Source organism: Corynebacterium tuberculostearicum SK141 (assembly GCF_000175635.1).
Lineage (GTDB): Bacteria > Actinomycetota > Actinomycetes > Mycobacteriales > Mycobacteriaceae > Corynebacterium > Corynebacterium tuberculostearicum_C.
The window spans coordinates 108,016-124,514 of the sequence record NZ_ACVP01000023.1 but is presented as its reverse complement, the minus strand read 5'-3'; the positions used below and the strand labels follow the sequence as shown (position 1 = coordinate 124,514).

Annotated in this window: 13 protein-coding genes; 12 read left to right on the top strand and 1 reads right to left on the bottom strand. The window is 58.3% G+C overall.

What is annotated here, in order from left to right:
• Positions 1–3 precede the first annotated feature (3 nt).
• Positions 4–1,341 carry a glycosyltransferase 87 family protein gene (locus CORTU0001_RS07045; RefSeq protein WP_005328531.1) on the bottom strand — a complete coding sequence of 446 codons (1,338 nt, stop codon included), beginning with the start codon at positions 1,339–1,341 and terminating at the stop codon, positions 4–6.
• 183 nt (positions 1,342–1,524) lie between these two features.
• On the opposite strand from CORTU0001_RS07045, the gene CORTU0001_RS07040 reads away from it, so the two are divergent.
• The 12 genes from CORTU0001_RS07040 (at position 1,525) to CORTU0001_RS06985 (ending at position 16,427) form a co-directional block, all read left to right on the top strand.
• Entirely contained in the window at positions 1,525–2,397 is an 873-nt protein-coding gene (locus tag CORTU0001_RS07040; RefSeq protein ID WP_005328530.1) for an acyl-CoA thioesterase, read from the top strand.
• A gap of 93 nt (positions 2,398–2,490) precedes the next feature.
• Positions 2,491–3,246: a YebC/PmpR family DNA-binding transcriptional regulator gene (locus CORTU0001_RS07035; RefSeq protein ID WP_005328529.1), complete on the top strand. Its 756-nt coding sequence runs from the start codon at positions 2,491–2,493 to the stop codon at positions 3,244–3,246.
• 180 nt (positions 3,247–3,426) lie between these two features.
• Positions 3,427–3,993: a crossover junction endodeoxyribonuclease RuvC gene (gene ruvC, locus CORTU0001_RS07030; RefSeq protein ID WP_005328522.1), complete on the top strand. Its 567-nt coding sequence runs from the start codon at positions 3,427–3,429 to the stop codon at positions 3,991–3,993.
• A 34-nt stretch (positions 3,994–4,027) separates the two neighbouring features.
• Positions 4,028–4,645, top strand: coding sequence for a Holliday junction branch migration protein RuvA (gene ruvA / locus CORTU0001_RS07025; RefSeq protein ID WP_005328521.1), 618 nt, complete (start codon positions 4,028–4,030; stop codon positions 4,643–4,645).
• Positions 4,646–4,666: 21 nt separating this feature from the next.
• Positions 4,667–5,746, top strand: a complete 1,080-nt coding sequence (gene ruvB, locus CORTU0001_RS07020; RefSeq protein ID WP_005328519.1) for a Holliday junction branch migration DNA helicase RuvB — start codon at positions 4,667–4,669, stop codon at positions 5,744–5,746.
• Positions 5,747–5,819: 73 nt separating this feature from the next.
• Positions 5,820–6,179 (top strand): preprotein translocase subunit YajC, encoded by a 360-nt coding sequence (gene yajC / locus CORTU0001_RS07015; RefSeq protein WP_005328518.1) that lies wholly within the window; start codon positions 5,820–5,822, stop codon positions 6,177–6,179.
• Between the two features lie 238 nt (positions 6,180–6,417).
• Positions 6,418–8,310, top strand: a complete 1,893-nt coding sequence (secD, locus tag CORTU0001_RS07010) for a protein translocase subunit SecD (protein ID WP_034668424.1) — start codon at positions 6,418–6,420, stop codon at positions 8,308–8,310.
• 2 nt (positions 8,311–8,312) lie between these two features.
• Complete coding sequence (secF, locus tag CORTU0001_RS07005) at positions 8,313–9,473, top strand: protein translocase subunit SecF (protein ID WP_005324980.1); 1,161 nt, start codon at positions 8,313–8,315, stop codon at positions 9,471–9,473.
• Positions 9,474–9,709: 236 nt separating this feature from the next.
• Complete coding sequence (locus CORTU0001_RS07000) at positions 9,710–11,194, top strand: ABC transporter substrate-binding protein (RefSeq protein ID WP_005328511.1); 1,485 nt, start codon at positions 9,710–9,712, stop codon at positions 11,192–11,194.
• Positions 11,195–11,247: 53 nt separating this feature from the next.
• Positions 11,248–11,793 (top strand): adenine phosphoribosyltransferase, encoded by a 546-nt coding sequence (locus CORTU0001_RS06995; RefSeq protein WP_005324978.1) that lies wholly within the window; start codon positions 11,248–11,250, stop codon positions 11,791–11,793.
• Between the two features lie 86 nt (positions 11,794–11,879).
• Positions 11,880–14,168, top strand: coding sequence for a RelA/SpoT family protein (locus CORTU0001_RS06990; protein WP_005328509.1), 2,289 nt, complete (start codon positions 11,880–11,882; stop codon positions 14,166–14,168).
• Positions 14,169–14,354: 186 nt separating this feature from the next.
• Complete coding sequence (locus CORTU0001_RS06985; RefSeq protein ID WP_005328508.1) at positions 14,355–16,427, top strand: bifunctional metallophosphatase/5'-nucleotidase; 2,073 nt, start codon at positions 14,355–14,357, stop codon at positions 16,425–16,427.
• Positions 16,428–16,499: the final 72 nt, after the last annotated feature.

The following is a 16,499-nucleotide window of genomic DNA, read 5'->3' as shown; positions in this document are numbered from 1 at the left end:
ATTTCAGGACGCAAGTGCGTGCCGGCCGCGTCGGCGGCGGAATACCGGCTTCGCCTCGGTGCTAGCGGCCGGGTCTTCCTCCGGGGCGTTAGGCGCTTGCTGCTGCATCTGCGCCTGCTCGATCTTCGAAGCCAGAGCCACCTCGACTGCAAACCAGACAAGTCCGATGATGGCCATGACAACGATGAGGATATTGCGGGCTACCAATAGGTAGACGGCGAACATGTTCTCGCCCACGTGGTTCCAGATGTAGTCATAGTTGAATGGGTAGACCAAGGTGCCCAGCACGGCGGCGATAATGGTGCAGGACGCTAACAAGCCTTGGAATATCCGCAAGGGGGCGAATTCTTGCGGAAGGCGCTGGCGGATCACCACGGCAAGCAAGGGGCCCAGCCAGACGATGTATTGCGGGGAGAAAACCTTATTCGTCGCGATGAGCAGCAGGACCATAACGGTAAAAAACGCCATGGTTGTGCGGGTGGTCCACCCGCCGGCACACAGCCGGTACAGCGCCCAGCCCACTGCGAAAACGAGCATGGCAATGGTGGCAATCGTGCTCCACGTCATTGCGGTATCTACGCCAGGCCCGGAAATCTCAAAGCTCTTGGACGGGGCGTAGCCCAAGTGCCAGCGCCCTGGAGTGCGATGTGCCTGCAGCAACAGGAACGTCGCCGGGATGGACTCCAACTGGAGACCGCGCACGCCCTGATAGTTCAGCGGTGAAAGCAGGCGCTCGGTACCAGAGGCAGCAATCGTGACGGTGCAGACTGCGACGATGGTGCAGAAAAACGCGAGTAGGCGTTGCCAGGTTGCGGATCTGTTGAAGCGGCCCACTAAGCCGGCAGCGAGGACTCCTGGCCATAGCTTCATCGTGGTGGCAAAACCCAGTACCGCCGAGGCGATGAGCGGGCGGGTAGCTAGAAGGGCAGCTGCCCCGGCCACGGCTAGGGCGGGGAATATATCGAGACGCCACACAAAGGTGTGGCCAGCTGCGGTGCCAAAGAGGACCCAGAACCAGGCGGCCTGGAAACTGCGCGGTTGAGTCGCGTGGTGACGCAGAAGGAGGGCTAAAAAGGCGGCGTCCACTAGCAGGGTCATGATGGTGAAGCCGATATAGAATGCGGTGATATTCTCACCGGTCAGCCAGCCCAAGACCACCGTGGGCCAGGTGCCCGAGTGAGGGTATTCGGTCATCATCGTCGGGTCGTCGCCAAAGAGTCCGGCAAAATAGTATGCGACATCGCCCCTGGGATTGTGGTCAATCTTGAGTAGGTAAATAAGGACCAGGCGGGCGATGACCCACCCAATCCATACTGCTGGAACAGAAGCGATGCGTTTCACTAGAAAGACTTTATTCAATGCGCGCCAGCTTCGGTAGCGGACATAGTTTCTTCTAGAAAATTCCTCTACTTTTGCGCCCAGAAGTGGGGGGACGAATTGGAAAAACCAACTGTCGGCTCGTCCGGTGAGTAGTGTGGTCAGCAAACGCTGGCAGAAGTGACGTAGAGCATAGGGAGCGTGCAGATGCCATCCATTCGCGAGGTCTTGGCTGTCGAGGAAACGAAAACGGCCGATGTCTTTACAGGCCCTGCTGTGGAGTCGCGGATTGAGCGTACCTTTGGCGGGCAGATTGCTGCGCAAGCAGTGGCCGCAGCCCAGCGCACTGTGTCTGGCAAAGACATCCACTCCCTGCATGGCTACTTTGTAGGCCCTGGCGATGCGAGCCAACCAATTGAGATCCGGGTCGAACGCATTCGGGAGGGGAAATCATTCGCCAACCGGCAGGTACGCGTCTACCAGGGTGACGTGCTCCTTTTTACTCTTATGGCTAGTTTCCATCGCGACAGGGATCGCGGCCCGCAGCATCAGGATCCTGCGCCAGAGGTGCCAGGGCCCGAGGAAGCAGCTCGGATGGGCGGCGGAGCCCCGTACTCCACCCGGATCATCCTCAAAGAGTGGGAGGAGTGGGATATTCGCCTCGTGCCAGAAGAAGGCCGCGATCCGGTGGCTGCAGAGCGCACCGGCGCCGGCTATCGGTATATCTGGTTCCGCAATACTGGCAGGCTGCCTGCGGGTTCTTCCTTTCACCGTGCGGCGCTGACCTATATGTCTGATATGACGCTGATTCGCTCCGCGCTTATTCCGCATCAGGGAGAAAAGGTGCAATTGGCCAGCCTTGACCATGCGATATGGTTCCTGCGCCCCTTCCGCGTGGATGAGTGGTTGCTGTATGAGCAGGTATCACCCACAGCGTCGAATGCTACGGCGGTTGCGCGTGGCAAGATTTTTACCGAGCAGGGTGAATTGGTGGCGTTGGTGAACCAAGAGGGGCTTACGCGTTACTTAGATGAAATTTTGGGCAGCGGCTCTGCCCATGGCAATTGGCACAATGTATAAGAACGTCCCGCTTATAAGGGGGTCGCTTTCACGCATTCGTGCAGCACACGTATAATTGCCACCAGTTTCAGCACCCGATTAGAAAGGGACTACATGTCAGGCCACTCGAAATGGGCAACTACCAAGCATAAGAAGGCTGCCAACGATGCCAAGCGTGGCAAGGAATTTGCCAAGCTGATCAAGAACATCGAAGTGGCGGCTCGTACCGGCGGTGGTGACCCAGCGGCTAACCCAACACTTGATGACATGATCAAGAAGGCCAAGAAGGCCTCCGTCCCCAATGACAACATTGAGCGTGCTCGCAAGCGCGGTTCCGGTGAAGAGGCCGGCGGCGCCGATTGGGAAACCATCATGTACGAAGGCTACGGCCCGAACGGTGTAGCCATGCTCATTGAGTGCCTTACGGATAACCGCAACCGTGCGGCGACCGACGTGCGCACTGCGATGTCCAAGAACGGCGGCAACCTGGGTGAGTCCGGCTCTGTGGCCTACATGTTCACCCGTACCGGCTACGTCTTGGTAGAAAAGGGCGAGCTGACGGAGGATGACGTCTTGATGGCCGTGCTGGAAGCAGGTGCGGAAGAGGTCAAGGACCAGGGCGAGAAGTTTGAGATTGTTTGCGCGCCGACGGACGTGCAGGCAGTCAAGGACGCGCTCAAGGAAGCTGACATTCAGGTTGATGACTCCGACAATGACTTCCGTGCGTCTGTCGAGGTGCCGCTGGAGGCCAATGACGCCAAGAAGATTTTCCGCCTCATCGACGCCTTGGAAGACTCCGACGATGTGCAAAACGTCTACACCAATATGGATCTCTCCGACGAGGTTCTGGCCGAGCTGAACGAGGACTAACCACCTCGTAGCAACGACGGCTCTTAGCGCCGGTAGCGCTCCGCGGATATTGTTCGCAGGAGGCGTTGCCGGCGCTTTTCCATGGGTTGACTGGATGCTACGCTTGTAGAACACCTGTGTGTAGTCCATAATGGGGCGGTAGGCAGTGCACGGTGGTGCCGACATGACAATGGGGGAGAGATGAACCTAGAAGGAATGCGCGTGATGGGAATTGACCCAGGCTTGACGCGCTGCGGACTGTCCGTGGTTCAGGCTGGTCGTGGCCGAGCAATCCTTCCCGTTTCGGTCGGCGTGGTTCGCACCCCCAGTGATAAGGACTTGACGGAGCGCCTCCTGCGCCTTTCGGTGGCAGCGAAAGAGTGGATGGATGACTATTCGCCAGATGTGGTTGCGATCGAGCGCGTCTTCGAACGCGGCCAGGTGTCCACAGTCATGCAAACGGCCCACGTCGTAGGGGTGCTGGTGCTGGCTGCGGCTGAACGTGATATTCCGGTGTACATGTACACCCCGTCCGAGGTGAAAAAGGCCATCTCTGGGAACGGACGCGCAGACAAGAAGCAGATGACCACCATGATTACCCGTATTCTGGGGTTGACGGAGCCGCCCAAGCCTGCCGACGCCGCCGATGCACTTGCCCTGGCGGTATGTCATTGTTGGCGTGCCCCTGCTATTGCGCGGATGGACCGGAATGGTCTTGGGCTTGGGGCCAAGACAAGTGGCGTGCGCGGACAAGCTAAGAAGCGGTAGAGAAATTTACTGAGAGTGGAAGGATGAGAAGCCAATGATTGCTGCACTGCGTGGAGAGGTAATCCATATTGGACTCGACCATGGGGTTATCGATTGTGCAGGCGTGGGGTACAAGTTTCTGGCTACCCCAAAAACACTGGGCACCTTGCGCCGCGGGGAACAAGCCACGGTCCTTACTAACTTGGTGGTCAAGGAAGATTCTCTGACTCTCTATGGCTTTAGCGCTGATGAGGATCGCGAGATGTTCCACGTGCTGCAATCCGTGTCCGGCCTAGGGCCTAAACTTGCCTTGGCGGCGCTGTCGGTCATGGGGGCAGGGGAGCTTGCTGCGGCAATTGGTGCGGAAGATGTGAAGGCGCTGCAGTCTATCCCGGGCGTCGGCAAGCGTATGGCCCAACGCTTGGCGCTGGAGCTGAAAGATAAGGTAGCGGGTTTTGCGCCAAGCGAGCCTGCCGCCGCAGGCTCGGTTGAGACCGCCATCGCGCCGGCCGGTGGTGCCGTGGTAGAGAGCGTGACTGAGGCACTTGTTGGCCTTGGGTTTACCGATAAAGGAGCGCGTCCCGTGGTGGAATCCGCCTACGCGGAAAATCCCGATGTCGATACGTCTTCTCTCTTGCGTGCGGCGCTGGCGCAGTTGGGCAAGAAGAAATAACCGGCAGGAAGGCTGAAAATCATGTCCGATATTGAGCGCACCGAATTTAACCTCCCCGACGGCGTCGACGCGGCGCATTCTTCGCAGCGCAATAGCGACGTCGAAGCGACCGCACACTCCGAGGAACATGATATTGAGCGGTCATTGCGCCCGAAGTCGCTGGATGAGTTTATAGGCCAGCCCAAGGTGCGCGAGCAGCTTTCCTTGGTGATCAAAGGCGCTAAGAATCGTGGAGTTACGCCGGACCACGTTCTGCTCTCTGGCCCGCCTGGCCTGGGTAAGACCACCATGGCGATGATTATTTCCCAGGAGCTGGGCACCTCGCTGCGTATGACTTCCGGGCCGGCTTTGGAGCGCGCCGGTGATTTGGCCGCAATGCTTTCTAACCTGATGGAAGGCGATGTCTTGTTCATCGATGAGATCCACCGTATTGCCCGGCCAGCAGAAGAAATGCTGTACATGGCAATGGAGGACTTCCGCATTGACGTCATTGTGGGCAAGGGGCCTGGTGCTACTTCTATTCCGCTAGAGATTCCGCCTTTTACCTTGGTTGGCGCGACCACGCGTGCCGGCATGCTCACGGGCCCATTGCGCGACCGCTTCGGTTTCACCGCGCAGATGGAGTACTACGACACGGCCGATCTCACCCAGGTGATCAAGCGCGCCGCCCACATCTTGGACGTGGAAATTGACCACGATGCGGCGGTAGAAATTGGCTCTCGGTCGCGCGGAACCCCGCGTATTGCTAACCGTTTGCTGCGCCGCGTGCGTGACTATGCCGAGGTCAATGGCACCGGCCTGATTGATCTCAGCGCGGCCCAGGGAGCGCTCGAAGTCTTTGACGTAGATGACATGGGACTTGACCGCCTCGACCGGGCGGTGCTCAATGCCTTGATTAAGGGGCACGGCGGTGGACCGGTTGGCGTGAGCACGCTGGCCATCGCAGTGGGCGAGGAGCCCTCGACGGTCGAGGAGGTGTGTGAGCCTTACCTGGTGCGTGCCGGGATGGTTGCGCGCACTGGACGCGGCCGTGTAGCTACCGCTGCAGCATGGCGACACCTGGGGCTTACCCCGCCGGAGGGCGCGGCCGGGCTGTTTTAATTCAAGGGCTAGCCTGCTTGGCGACGCACCCTGGGGTTCCTGTGTGCACCGCCGTCTGGCACACTAGGGTGCTATGGAAATCATCATTCTCATCATTATTGGCATCCTCTTCGTCGTTCCCTCGTTTATGGCCATGCGAAAGCAGCGCCAGCGCCAAAATGAGATGCAGGCCCTCCAGAATTCCCTGCAGCCGGGCGACGCCATCGTTACGGCGGGCGGCGTGCACGGCGTGGTGCGCAGCACCAGCGACAAGGATGTGGATTTAGAAATCGCGCCTGGCGTGGTGGTTACTTTTGACAAGATGGCCGTGATTCGCACCGAACAAGAGGCCAATAACCTGTCTCGTCCCGCTGCTGGGGAAGAGAAGAATGATGCGGCAGATGACCTGCCAGATGAGAAGTACCCTCCGTTTGACGGCGAGGAGAAGAAATAGCCCGCCACTTCCTAAGAGTTACCTTAATGTTTGCTAGGTAGGTGGGGCCTTCGCGGAGCGTAGACCCCGTCACACTTTGGGCCTTTTCCGGCCCTCGTTAAGGAAAACTCCGCCTGATGACGTACGATTGTGCGTTGTTGACGTGCCTGCGCCGTATGGCGGGGCCGTATTTAATGTTTAAACACCCTGTTATAAGCAGCACAGGAGATTATCGTTGTCCGCAAAATCCCGTGGCGCTATGAAAAATAGCAAACGCCAATGGCCGAAGCGTGCGATCGCGCTCTTCGTTCTCATTGTGGTTGTTATCTATGCGCTTATCTTTTTAACTGGTAGCCGTCAAAGCACTCCAAAGCTTGGCATCGACTTGCAGGGCGGTACCCGCGTAACGCTGGCGCCGCAAGGCGAGGAACCCACCCAAGACCAACTCAAGCAAGCACGCAATATTTTGGAACAGCGTGTTAACGGCATGGGTGTTTCTGGTTCTGAGGTTGTCATCAACGGCAATACCCTGGTCATTACCGTGCCAGGTGAAGACGCCTCCCAGGCACAGGCCGTGGGCCAGACCTCGCAGCTGTTCTTCCGTCCGGTGGCAAAGCCATCCATGCCGGACATGGAAAAGCTCAATAAAGAGCTGGAAGATATGGCCAATCGTTGGGTGAAGTACGACGTACTGAGCGCAGACGAGGCCAATAAGCAGATGGAGCAGATGACCCAGGCCATCGCTCAGCAAGAAGCGCAGATGACTGGCAAGGAGCCAAAGAAACAGAAGGCTCCTAAGGTCAGCGCCAAGCCGCTTGAGGAGCCAAGCAACTCCATCGAGCAGACTAAGCGCCGCGATGAAGTCACGGAGATGCTGCTGAAGGATCGTCAGTCCGAGGACCCGACCACCCAGGCTGCGGCCTCCGCGCTGATGACCTGCCAGGGCAGCACCGATCCACTGGCCGGCGCCGATGATCCTGCCAAGCCATTTGTTACTTGTGACTACTCCAACGGCAACCCGTACGTTCTGGAGCCAGCACCGCTTCTCAATGGCATCAAGGACGAAAACGGCACCCGCCTCACCGGTAACGAGATCGATACCAATTCTCCGATCGAAGGCGGCCTGAACGGTCAGTCCGGCCAGATGGAGATCAACTTCTCCTTCAAGACCGGTGATGGCCCGAACGGTTCTCAGACCTGGGCAGACCTGACGCAGGAACACCTCAAGGACCAGGTAGCCATCACCCTTGACTCTGGCGTTATTTCCGCACCGGTCATTCAGGGAGCAACTCCAGTCGGTTCTGCTACCTCCATTACTGGTGACTTTAGCCAGGAAGAGGCACAAAACCTGGCTAATAACCTGAAGTATGGCGCACTGCCGTTGTCCTTCGCCGGTGAAAATGGCGAGCCGGGTGGCACCGTAGAGTCCATCCCGCCAACACTGGGTAAGGCCGCTCTGCAGGCCGGCCTCATTGCAGGCCTTGTTGGCCTGGTACTCGTGATGGCCTACTCGCTGTACTACTTCCGCGCGCTGGCCGGCGTATCCCTCATCTTCCTCATTGCCTCTGGCGTACTGACCTATGGCTCCCTGGTTCTGCTGGGCCGCTGGATCGGCTACTCGCTGGACCTTTCCGGTGTCGCGGGTCTGGTCATCGGTGTGGGCGCAACTGCTGACTCCTTCGTGGTCTACTACGAACGCATCAAGGACGAGCTCCTCGAGGGACGCACCTTCCGCTCCGCTACGCAAAAGGCGTGGGAGCGCGCTCGTGCCACCATTGTGACCGGTAACGCGGTGACCCTGATTGGCTCTGTTGTGGTCTACTTCCTCGCCATCGGTGAGGTGAAGGGCTTCGCCTTTACCATGGGCCTGACCACGGTCTTCGACCTGGTCGTATCCTTCCTGGTTATGGCGCCACTGATGCAGATGGTCGGCCGCCGTCCGGCTGCCGCTAAACCTTCGATGAATGGCCTCGGCGGTATCTACGCACTGGTGGAAGAGCGCCGTGAGCGCGGCTACTTCGGATCGGGACGTCGTCAAGCGAACGCTGCTGAATCCGTGAGTGCAAAGGAGCCAGCCACCAAGGAAACGGCAGAAGGTTCTGCCGCAGGAACCGCACGTCCCGTAGATGCTGCGGAAGATGAGGAGAAATAAGCATGGCTGTTTCGACTAAGCACAAGATTTCCCGGATGGACCGCCTCTACGAGGACGAGCGCGGTTATGACTTCATCGGTCGCACCAAGCTGTGGTACGGCATCACCGCCGCGTTGATCGTGGCCGCAGTGGCCGCGATCCTCATTCGTGGTTTCTCGCTCTCGATTGACTTCGAAGGCGGCACCACGTTGTCGATGCCGGCAGGCGACCTCAAGGAAGACGAGGTAAGCCAGGTCTTCGAAGACTCCACCGGTGTAGAACCCGAGCAGGTTCACATCGTGGGCGCTGGCGATTCCGAGACCTTGGAAATCGTTTCTGAGCGCCTGAGCCAAGAGGACGTGAATGCGGCCCGCGCGGCTATCTATGACAACTTCCAGCCGAAGGATGAAAACGGCAAGGCCACCCCGGATGCCATTGGCTCGTCCACGGTATCCGAATCCTGGGGTTCTTCTATTACCCAGCGCATGCTCATTGCCATGCTGGTCTTCTTGGTGGCTGCGACCGTCTACGTGGCCATCCGCCTGCAGAAGAACATGGCTTTTGCCGCCATCATCGCGCTGATTGCAGACGGCGTGATTATCGCCGGTATTTACGCCCTCTTTGGCTTCGAAGTTTCCCCGGCCGTCATTATTGGTCTGCTTACCGTCCTGACCTTCTCCATGTATGACTCGGTCATCGTCTTTGACAAGATCAACGAAAATACGGAAGGCCTCGAGGGCCAGCGCAAGAAGACCTTTGCTGAGCTGACAAACTTGGCTATTAACCAGACCGTCATGCGCTCGATTTCTACCTCGGTAATTTCTGCGCTGCCTATCATCGCGCTCTTCGTGGTCGCCGTGTGGCTCATGGGTATCGGTACCCTCCGCGATTTGGCACTCATCCAGCTCATCGGCGTGGTCGAGGGCATTTTCTCCTCCATCTTCTTTGCTACGCCGCTGGTCGTGACCTTCGCCAACATGTCCAAGAAGATCAAGCGCCACAACAAGCGGGTCGCGGACTACCGTGCCGGCAAGGACCAGGATGCAGCGGTAGAATCCGGCGCAGCATCCTCCGGTCGCACCGTGGTCTCACCAGTGAGCGCAAAATCCACCCCGGCTGAGATCGAAGACGATCCGTCCGAGTCCACTGGGCACCCTGGCGCAACCTGGCGCCCGGGCCGGTAGCTTGCGGTAGTAAAATTTTGGCGAAGCGGTAGCTGAAGTGAGGGCAAATTACGGTGCTTAAATCAAAGAGCAGTTCTAGAAATCGTCACTGGGGAAGGAAGGCCATTGCCTCGTGCGTTTCAGCTCTAGCTCTAGCTGCTTCTGCCTGTAGCGGGCAGGGCGGCGAGGAGGACACCTCTAGTGCTCCCCAGGAGCCAGAATCCTATGGATACTTTGGCTACCAGGTTAATTCCCGCTTGGCCACCACTAATGCTGGCACGTCTTTTGGTGATGCTACCTCCGCCGGACTGCTGTCTACGCGGCTTTATCCGGGGCTTTTTGTGCCCGGTCCCTCTGGCGAATTAATTCCCAATGCGGATCTGGTTGAAACTGAAGAGCTTCCGCCCGTTGCCGGCAGCGACCAGCGCAGCGTTCAGCTCACTTTGGAGGAGGACGCCGTATTCTCCGATGGCACTCCTGTTACCTGCGATGATTACTTGTTGACGTATGTGGCCGGTACTCATCCAGCTGAATTTGCCTCCCATATGCCGTTGATGAATGACATCTCGGAATTTAGCTGTGAGCCCCAAAGCAAAACCTTCACCCTGACCTTTAACAAGGATCAGGGGCAGCGCTGGCGCCACATGTTTGGCGCCGGCACGGTCATGCCGGCCCATGCGCTGGCCAAGAAGTCCGAGTTGAGCATTGAGGAACTCAACGCCGCCCTGACAGTAGAAGACATGCAGGCGCTTGCGCCGGTTGCTAAGGAATGGCGCTATGGCTTTTCCGTGGCCGAGGATCAACTAGATCCCGAGCTGCAGGTCTCCTTTGGACCCTATGTCATTGACAAGGTAGGCGACGAAGGGGAGATAATTCTCAAAGCAAACGAAAAGTACTTCGGAGACGCCCCAGCGGAAGATCATGTTGTGGTCTGGCCTTCGGAGGCTGATGCACAGAAGCTCGCAGATAAAGGCGCGTTGCGCGTAGTCGATGCCGCAAGCGAAAATCCTGACTGGCTGGACAGCACGAAGGATGAGGCAGGGGAGTCCCCCTACGAGGTTACTCCAATGGTCGGCGAGCTAACGGATACGCTCACGCTATCTGAAGCTGGAGTATTCGCGGAGCCGTGGGCGCGCGAGAGCTTTGCGGCCTGCGTCGATCAGCAGGCGGTTGCTCAGGCAAGCTCGGCAGCCTCTGGTGTGGAAGTGCCACCGGCCTACCTGCGTACCGTTTCCGTGACCAACCCGGTCGCCGGCGGTCTAGACAAGGTGGGGAAGGATCACCAGGGCACCGATTTAGCCAAGGCCGGCGATCTCAACGGGACCACTATCAAGGTGGGCTACTTGGGACCGGATAAACGTTATGCCGCCATGGTGGAACAACTTCGTGCATCCTGTGAGCCGGCTGGTATCACCATCGAGGACGCGTCTGCGGAGTTCATGTCCCCGCACTACTTGGAAATGGAGCCGGAAACCTGGGCGCCTACCGTCGACGCCTTCCTCGGCCCAGTCGATCCCCAGACGGAGTATTCCACTGTGGAGTCGAGCATGAAGAACTCTGCGGAGCTGAAGAGGACAGAAGAGGCTCTGTGGAAGGATGTACCATCCATTCCTCTCTCCGCGCAGCCGCGCGTCTTCCTCGTCCGCCGCGACGTGGAAGGCGTCCTGCCGTACACTGGCGTCTCGGGCATCGGTTGGAATATGGATCGCTGGCACAGCACCGCCCCAACGGACAAGGAATAGGCCCCGAATATCGGGCGTTCAAAACCTCTCGCAATTATTTCTCAAGGAAGATTATGAGTTCGCACTACGAATCAGCAGCACAGGCACTCAAGGATAAGGTTCGCCTCGTTCAAGACTTCCCGGAGGAGGGCATCCTCTTCGAGGACCTCACCCCAGTCTTGGCGGACCCAGAGGCATTTCGCACCGTAGTGGACGGCTTGGCGGCCGCCTGCGAGGAATTGGGCGCAGATATGATTGGTGGCCTCGACGCCCGTGGATTCCTCCTCGGCTCGGCCGTCGCCTACAAGATGGGCCTAGGCATCTTGGCCATCCGCAAGAAGGGCAAGCTTCCCCCACCGGTATATACCGAAGAATATGAGCTGGAGTATGGCTCCGCGGCGCTGGAGATTCCAGCCAGCGGCGTTGACATCAAGGGCAAGCGCGTGGTGCTTGTCGACGACGTCTTAGCCACCGGTGGCACCCTCCACGGTGCCAAGCTTTTGCTTGAGTCCGCAGGTGCCGAAGTCGCTGGCAATGTGGTGGTGCTGGAAGTCAAGGGTCTCAATGGGCGTGAGCGTTTATCCGGCCCACCGCTCATTGTGTTGAATGCCACAGACTAAGATGGGATGCCTAAGCTAGATCGCACGATTTAGTTGGACATGAGGCCACAAGGCCCGTGGCACTGTGAAGGGCGGTAGATTTGGCCATGGACAAACCCGTAAAGCGCCAGTCCGGCGGCGGAATGCGCAGCATGTCGGCTCGCCTAGCTCGTTCGCTTACCGGCGGCCGAGTGAAGGTAAATCCGGTGCTGGACCCGTTGATGTCCATCCACCGCAAGTTTCACCCCAAGGCCGATGCTGATCTGCTCAATCGCGCCTATGACACCGCGGAGCGGCTCCATGAGGGTGTCTTTCGCAAATCCGGTGAACCGTATATCACCCACCCGCTCGCCGTGGCGACGATCGCGGCAGAGATCGGTATGGACACCACCACCATCGTGGCAGCGCTGCTGCACGATACCGTGGAGGATACGGACTACTCGCTAGAGGACCTCACTCGGGATTTCGGTCCTGAGGTAGCTCGCTTGGTCGATGGCGTGACCAAGCTGGACAAGGTGGCACTGGGCTCGGCCGCAGAGGCGGAGACCATTCGTAAGATGATTGTCGCCATGGCCACCGACCCCCGAGTCCTGGTCATTAAGGTCAGCGACCGCCTGCACAATATGCGTACGATGCGGTTCCTCCCGCCCGAAAAGCAGGCTAAAAAGGCGCGGCAGACCCTCGAGGTGATTGCTCCGCTAGCTCACCGCCTCGGCATGGCCAGTGTGAAGTGGGAGCTGGAAGACCTGTCCTTTGCCATCTTGTATCCAAAGAAGTACGACGAGATCGTGCGCATGGTGGCAGATCGTGCCCCCTCCCGCGACCGCGCGCTGAAGGAGATCATTAGCCAGGTCAGTGGGGCGCTGAAGGAAAACGGCATTGAAGCCGAGGTCATGGGCCGTCCAAAGCACTACTGGTCCATCTATCAAAAGATGATCGTACGTGGCCGTGACTTCGCGGAGATCTTTGACCTCGTAGGAATCCGCATCTTGGTCGAGGACGTCAATAGCTGTTATGCCGCTATTGGTGTGGTGCATTCGATCTACCAGGCATTGCCGGGGCGCTTCAAGGACTATATTTCCTCGCCGCGATTCGGCGTGTATCAGTCGCTGCACACCACGGTGCTGGCAAATGGCGGCGCTACCTTGGAAGTCCAGGTACGTACCCACGAGATGCACTACAACGCCGAATTCGGTGTGGCTGCTCACTGGCGCTACAAAGAAACCAAGGGCAAGAACTCGGGCCACCAAGAAGAAGTGGACCAGATGGCTTGGATGCGCCAACTTCTGGACTGGCAGAAGGAAGCCGCCGATCCCAATGAGTTCCTCGACTCGCTGCGCTACGACCTGACCGCCAAGCAAATCTTCGCCTTTACCCCGAAGGGCGATGTGGTAAACCTTCCTGCCGGTTCTACACCGGTGGATTTTGCCTACGCAGTACATACTGAGGTGGGGCATAGGTGTATTGGTGCCAAGGTCAATGGCAAGCTCGTCGCGCTCGAATCGAAGCTAAAGTCCGGCGACAAGGTGGAAATCTTTACCTCAAAGGATCCCAACGCCGGTCCGTCCCGCGATTGGCAAGACTTCCTCGTGTCTGCTCGAGCCAAGACAAAGGTGCGGCAGTGGTTTGCTAAGGAACGCCGCGAAGAACACTTGGAAGCCGGCCGCGATGCCCTGGCTACCGAGGTCCAGCGCGGCGGCCTGCCTATGCACCGCCTGTTTACTGCCAGCTCCATGAAGCAGGTAGCGGAGCAGCTGCACTATACCGACGTCGATTCGCTGTATACCGCCATCGGCGCGGGCCACGTATCTCCTCAACACGTGGCCAACCAATTGGTTGCCATGTTCGGCGACCAAGACGATGCCATCGACACCCTGGCCTCACGCACGCCACTGTCTGAGATTGAGCACTCCCGCGCCCAACACACCGAAGACTCGGCATCGGGCACGGGCATCTTGGTGGAAGGCAGCCCCGATGTGATGGCAAAGCTCGCCAAGTGCTGCCAGCCCGTGCCGGGCGATGCCATTTTCGGCTTCGTTACCCGCGGCGGGGGAGTCTCCGTGCACCGAGCCGACTGCACTAACGCGGAAAAGCTCAAGGCGGAACCAGAGCGCATGTTGGAGGTGGCCTGGTCTTCTGCTACCTCGGCAACGGGCGCTTTCTCTGCGACGCTGCAATTGGAAGCCCTCGACCGTCAGGGCCTCCTCTCGGAGCTCACTCGGGTAATGAGCGATCAGAACATCAACGTTTTGACCATGAACTCTAATCGCGGCGATGACCATATCGCGACGGTACGGTTCACATTCTCCGTGTCGGATACCAAGCAATTGGGCACCTTGATGACCACACTGCGCAATACCGAAGGCGTCTTCGACGTCTACCGCGTAACCGCCTAGGGCGCTTTCCTCACCCTCAAGGAGGGGCGGGGCAAGCAACGCAAAGGCATCGGGGAGGTTACCTGTGCGTGAATTCTTGACTGCTGCAAGGTAAAGCGCCAGCAAGCAGGCTTAAGTTCTCCTGCCAAGTAGTTAGCAAAGCGATATAAATTATCCTGTCGCTTTCCACTATCTAGGAGTACTTCAATGCAGTTCCGTCGCATCGGCCAGCTTGTGGCCGCCACTACTGTTTCCGCCGTTGCTCTCTCCGGCGCGCAGGCGGTAGCACAGGAAAACAAAACCACCATCTCCGTCACCAATATCACCGATATTCACGGTCACTTGGAGGACAAGATTGGTGACCCAGCAAAGGCTGGCGATGAAATCGGCGTAGCTCGCCTGCAGACCCTTATCAAGCAGGTGAATGAAGGTCAGGAATTCAACCTGACCTCCTCGGGCGATAACGTGGGCGGTTCCGCCTTCGTATCTGCAATTTCTGATGACAAGTACACCCTCGAGGCTCTCAACCAGATGGGCATGAAGGTTTCTGCAGTAGGCAACCACGAGTTTGATAAGGGAACCGAAGATCTCACCGAGCGTATTCAGCCGAACTCCACGTACCCCATCCTGGGTGCAAACGTGCTTAAGGATGGCCAACCCTTGCTCAAGCCTTCTCACGTTGAAGAGGTGGACGGCGTCAAGGTGGGCTATGTCGGAACCGTAACGGAGAACACCAAGTACAAGGTATCCGCCGCAAAGATCCCAGGTGTTACCTTCACGGATCCAGTAAAGGCCACCAACGATGAGGCCACCCGCCTGAAGGAATCCGGCGAGGCGGACGTCGTCGTCGCGCTTTTCCATGAGGACGCCCAGGAGTATGCCCAGGGATTCAACAAGGACGTAGACGTGCTCTTCGGCGGCGATACCCACCAGCGCACCAAGGGCGAAATCCCCCGCGAAGGTGCCCTTCCACTGCAGTGGGCGCAGGGTCATGAGTATGGCAAGCTGCTTAACGACGTCGACATCACCTTTGACAAGTCCGCCAAGAAGGTAACCGACATCAAGCTCAGCCAGTACGACGCTACGGATGCTGCCACTGTTGATCCGGACGCCGAGATTGCGTCCATCGTTGAGAAGGCGCAGAAGGAAGCCGAGGTGGAAGGCTCTAAGACCGCCGGCAAGGTGCAGCAAGACCTGTTCCGTGGCTCTGATGAAGGCGCAGAACCTGGCTCCAACCGCGGCGTGGAATCCACCCTCAACAATTTCATTGCGGATGGCCAGCGCTATGCCATGAGCAAGCAGGTGGGCGAAGACATTGAGATCGGTGTTATGAACGCCGGCGGCGTGCGCGCTGACCTGAAGGGCGGAGACGTAACCTACAAGGACATCTTTGAAGTACAGCCTTTTGGCAACTCCGTGATTACCGCCAAGATTTCCGGTGAAGAGTTCATCCAGGCTTTGGAAAACCAGTGGCAGGAGGGAAGCCGACCACGCCTGGCCATGGGGCTTTCCAATAACGTCCAAGTAGTCTACGACCAGAAGGCCGACAAGGGCGAGCGCGTACAGTCTGTGACCATCAACGGCGAGCAAATCGATCCGAAGAAGGATTACTCCATTGCGCTGTCTTCCTTCCTTGCTTCCAGTGATGAAGAAGCAGGCGGCGACGGCTACTTCAACGCTGGTTCCATCAAGGACAAGAACGATGTGGGCTACATGGACACTCAGGCCATGATCGACTACATCAAGTCGGGTGAATCGGAGGTCCGCACGGGCCAGGGCCAGATTGGCGCCAACATCGAGGGGGACGTGAAGCCGGGCGAGGAAATCACGGTGAACCTGTCCAGCCTCAATTACTCCACCGACGGTGAGCCGATGGCCAAGAAGGCAACCGTCAAGTTAGGCGACGCTGAGCAGACCGTCGATATCGACAACGCTGCGCAAGAAGGCGATGCGCAATTTGGTGAGCGCGGTCGCGCAACGGTAAAGCTCACCGTTCCGGAGAACCTGAGCGGTACCCAGAACCTGGAAATCACCACCGACGCCGGCACTAAGGCAACTTTGCCACTCGAGGTAAGCGGCGAGGGCTCCGAAGAGCCGGGAGCTAAGCCTGCGCCAAAGGGCTCTTCCTTGTCCTCCAACGGCTCTTCCGTGGGCGGCGCAGTATTCGCCATCGTTGCAGCGCTGGTAGCTGGCGTTGCGGTTGTGGGCATGAACCCGCAGATTCTTCCTGCCCCAGCTCGCAAGATGATTGAGGACCTGCGCAAGCAGTTCCACATCTAAGACAGCACAGCACTAGGCGGAGCGGCTCTTCCTGAACGGGGGAGTGACGCTCCGCCTTTTCTGTATGTCTCG